The sequence below is a fragment of the Shewanella sp. SG44-6 genome (genome assembly GCF_014164185.1).
In the GTDB taxonomy this organism is placed as follows: domain Bacteria; phylum Pseudomonadota; class Gammaproteobacteria; order Enterobacterales; family Shewanellaceae; genus Shewanella; species Shewanella vesiculosa.
In genome coordinates, this window is record NZ_JACJER010000211.1 from 1 (window position 1) to 4,812 (window position 4,812).

Consider the following 4,812-nt stretch of genomic DNA (forward strand, 5'->3'; position numbering starts at 1 on the left):
GGCATAATAGTGGATATCGGTGTCGCTTCAAGAGAAGTTAGTGAATTTTTGTATCCTTATCTTGGAAAGTCATAATTAACCTCGCATAAGTTCCTAGCGAGGATGGTGATGTATTACAGGATTTTGCCCCCAAATTGGCTAGGTGGTTAACCCATTTATGCCCCAAAATAATTTAGGGCTATAGCCCTAAACAATTCGTAGCACTTATTTTTCCATACTTTATCTAATGATTATGTGCTGGGGAGTGTTTTAAATTGAAATATCACTTAAAAAATCCAATCTGTTATTTTTTCTGGTTTACTGTCAATGCTGTATGCTTTTAACTCTTTCATTAACTCATCACGCCTTTTCTGAATAAACTGAGCCTCCTGAGATGAACATCCCAGCTTATCAAATATTCTTTTTGCAAAGTCACATGTGTCATAGTGTAATGGCGGATTTTTGACGAATAATTCCGTTATAATAGTCGTAATTAAATGTAGATTGTCTTTAGTAAAGCATTCCGATGCTTCATCTTTTATCCGAGAAAATTGAAGGAGAGTTTTCATTATCAATCCGTCATTTATAAAGTAAGAATAAAACTCATTTAAGAAGTTTTTCGGCACCCATCCTTTAGCTTCATCTAATGAATTCAAAATAGTCAATGAATGTGATGCCATTTGCTCTATCCATGTTGAGCATGCTTTATTTGGAGCGGTTTGGAATAGAGTTTCCCATACTTCGGGTTTAAAATCTCCACTTGTATCAAGCTTATATTGAAACATTAATTCAAATAATACATCTGAGTAAGTCGCTCCCCACTTAGTAATAATTGAGCAAAGTTGTATAGAAGCCCCATTACACAGTAGTTGATTAAAAGCCTGTTTAAAAAGTGGGTGTGAAGGCTCTTGTGCAATCAACTCGATGACCTTCGGCCAAACGTCCTTTTCTCTGTGGTGGGTTCCAATCCACCACAATGGTTGCGGCTCTCCAATGTACATTTGGACCGCTGATGATAGAAGTTTATGAGGTAAATCTAAAATATCCTCAGCTTGCAACATGTCTGAAGTTTGACAACGCCAATTAGGAATGATTAATTTTAAAAGCTCATAAGGGGCTCTATGTGAAGTTAAAACGGCCGCTTGTCGCCAATACTTGTCTTCGCTGTCCGTGCATAGACTTTCGATAACAAGTTCTTTTTCTTCATTTGTTAAAACAGCCCAATCATACATTAGATCAGAAATAACGCGTACAATACATCCGGTCCCATTTAAGGATAATAATCGGCTGATGAGTCCTCCTCTAGCTTCATCGTTCGATTTAGTTATCTTTATCAGTGTATCTGTAACTGCAAGAGCATAATCGTCTGGGAGCGATTTGACCGAAAGCTTTTCAAGTAGCGTTATCCAGCTATCAATAATAGGAATGGTATACTCTAAGTCTAATATTCTGATAGCTTCATTTACTACACAATCTAGACGTCCAAAATTTAACTTAACTTTAGGTGGAAGGGATGATAATGCGATTGGTAAAAGTTGAGCAAACACTTCCCATGGAGGATTTTCTCCCATCTTATGGGGACGTTCGAACACTACAAGATCATCGATAATCGCATTTGCTAACACAGGTTGGTCTGCTAATTTTACTAACTCAGTACATAAGTACTTCTGTCGCTCAAAGTTAAATTGGTTCCAAGATCGCATTGTAGATTTGAATATTGATTCAGCTACTGCGGGATGTCTATCTCTAAAAATACGGGCAAGTATTTGACAATCATTTTCTCGGTTTATTTTAAGCCAGATTTTTACAGCAAGTGCACGAATCAAACCTTCGTTAATACTTAATATTCGAGATATAGCGCTATGAGTTAACTTTTCGGGTTTGTCTTCTAAGTAAGTTAGTACATCATATGCATCTTTGGGAGTAATAACTATTGCAGCATCATTATGAATGTCAGACAGTATTTTTAAAACTTTATCTTTGTTGCAAGTACTCAACCAAGGGGATTCTAGGCTAACGCTTTCACCCATTGGATACCATGGCTGTCCATCTAGCCACTCCAAAATATCTAGATTTTTTCCATTAACTTTATAAATCCATTTACTTTGCTCATTCTCACATTCATTTGGAAAGCTAAACATATTATCAATCAAGAACTCAAAACAGATATCTCGCACCGATGGATAACTAGAGTCTAGGCCACGTTTGGCAAGTTCAAATATTTTAACTTTATCGGTGTCTTTTTTTACCCGTTCGTAAATCCAGTTGAGGTTTCTGGCGCTTGCCCTAGCTGTTGATGGAGATAGACAAAAAATGCCGTTTTTTAAAATCTGCTCTATCCTAGGGAATGCCCTTCGAGTACTAATATTGAATAGTGACTCAGCAGCAGAGCGATAGAACGGATGAGAAAAAGTAGCTTGGTCATAATCATTAAATTCAACCATGCAACGTAGCTCTAATAAATCAAGACTATCTGAATCATCTTGTGAAAGTTCCGGGTTATGCTGGTATTTGGGGAAAACGTGAGTTTCACTATCCTTTGTTTTACCAAAAGAGGAGTAAGTTGAAGATATATGCGAGTAACCATGAAAGTTTGGCTCACTATTTGTTAACGAATAAGCAAGATCCTTTTCATTGACAGGCTCTAGATTACTGCTAGTTATTGCTAGACCCATTAATATATTTTTACACCCTTCTTCACTAAGGGCCTTGCCCAAATCAACAGCATTTTTTCGAGCAAAGCGCAAAACTTGATCGATATTTGAACTGTCTTTAATCTTTCCATGCTCAGCAGCCAAATAAGTTAAACATCCTAGTTCAATATTTATCTTTTCTTTTTTTAACGAGTTGTGCACCATGTTGAAAATATTATTTGAAATAGAAAACTCACTTCTCAAAGAATCCCAATGATTAAGAAGGAGATCAACTGTTACATCAGAAAGGTCTATCCAATCTCTCCCTACAATACTAGCGTCCGCAAGTATTTCGGTCTCAGTAATCTCTAATAATCGTTCTTGTCCTTGAGCAACAATTAATTTCCTATTTGGGCGTAAGTTAGTGATGAGTCTCTTCAATAGTCCAAGACTTTCATTTGGCTTATTCACAGGATGTATTCCGCCTAATGGATCATCAAGAACAACTAGTCTAGGAGTATGCACTGAGTCAAGTAGAAAACGTTCTGCCTCGTCAACGTACTGAGTCAATAATACGGAATAACCTTCACCTTGAAATTCTGAAGCGATCCATTTAGCGGTGTTACTTTTTCCAACCCTAGGCCTTCCTGATAGCAGTAGGCTCCCATCTCTTTTTAGCTGCTCAATCCAAGCAACTTCATGATTTCTAATAATATAATTTTTTGGACGATTAGATAGTACAGGACTCTCATTGATATATTGTAAGAAAGGAGCAATTGTGTCTTTTTGAGATGTTTTACCATTCTTTATAATGGTTGCTAGCCCATCGATGGTATGGGGAAACATATCATCTGGAATATAAAAGTTTTTCCTCAATATTCTACGGCAGCTATCAGTAAGATAATTATTGCTTGTGTTATCTAGAATAATCAATCGGGTAAGAGATTCTTTTACATCTTGGGGGCTTACGGATTCAATGAACTGATCAATATGAATTCTACGAGTAATATTTATAGGAGTCTCAGGTAATGAGTGCACATAAGCTTTAACAGCATTTAAAATTAGTTGAGCATCTTTTTGATTGAACAATTTTGCTTTATGTATGTTTCCATCCCATTCGCCTTTAGGAAGATACTTTTGCAATAAATCGTTCGCTCTACCAGACATCACTAATACAGCGCGAGCATTTTTATTTGAAAGAAGGCGTTCAAGTAAAAAATCACTAGTACCGTAAGCTGGAAAATGCCCAAGGCATTCAGCCACTTTGTCATAAGTTACAGGTTCTTCAGAGCCTTTTACCTGAATTTCAAATTGGAGTAATTGACCTGTATCATCGAGGAAAGATAACTCAGCATCTTCTCCTCCGTCAGGTTCAACTAAAAATGTCGTACCATCCTTATCGTAAAATTTTAGGATGTAGTGGATACACACAAGGTCTTGAAAGTCATATTTAACTGGACCAGTTAAGGCTATAGACATAAATAACACACCTAGATAAAAGCCAATATTTATTAGGCAATATCATACAGATAGAGTGGTTGTAGTGGAATGCGTAATTGGTATGGTAACTCTGGTGGTTTGGAATAGAAAAAGTTATTCGAAAGCTCAGAGTTTTCAAAGCTTGGTAACACGGAAATGTCCGTGCGACCTGAAGTCGTATGAAGCGCTGTTCACCGCTTAACGAGTGAACCATCTGTATCACCAGATGACCCTAAGACTCTGAATAAAGCAGCGAGTCTGACAATGTAACAATATTCGGCTTTATGCCGAATGGGAACTGAATCGTGAGAGGACGTTCCTCCTGATAACCACAATCGGGTAAGTGCTAGGGTGTCAGTATGATGAACGTAAGTGAATCCATGTAAGGTGCGTTATACGTGAAGCAGCGGAAGTGGTTTATACGCTGTGGCCAAAAGGCAACGAGAGTTGGAAAGAAATTGGACAGTATTCTTTCGTGATCAAATAACTCTCCGCACTATAGTGGGCATCTAACCTGACATTGCGCGACATACGGAACAGGGTAAGCCTGTATTGCTCCCTTTGGGAAAGTGGTCTGCGAAGGCTGCCGATAGTAATGCAGGTAAAGGAGGCTGGAGAAAGCCAATGCTGCATTGTAATGATGCAGATACAGACCTTGTGTCTGGCACGAAAGTGAGCCCACTTCCAGCTGGTCTCCCGTTGCAAGAAAATTAGAAGAACT

1 protein-coding gene is annotated in these 4,812 nt (G+C 38.0%); it reads right to left on the minus strand.

Annotation, left to right across the window (positions count from 1 at the left end):
- Positions 1-266 precede the first annotated feature (266 nt).
- Positions 267-4,091 carry a hypothetical protein gene (locus H5185_RS21255; protein WP_182743118.1) on the minus strand — a complete coding sequence of 1,275 codons (3,825 nt, stop codon included), beginning with the start codon at positions 4,089-4,091 and terminating at the stop codon, positions 267-269.
- Positions 4,092-4,812: the final 721 nt, after the last annotated feature.

What these genes read in the sequence shown, in the direction of transcription:
- H5185_RS21255 (WP_182743118.1), bottom strand. Translation starts at nt 4,091, where the DNA reads ATGTCTATAGCCTTAACTGGTCCAGTTAAATATGACTTTCAAGACCTT.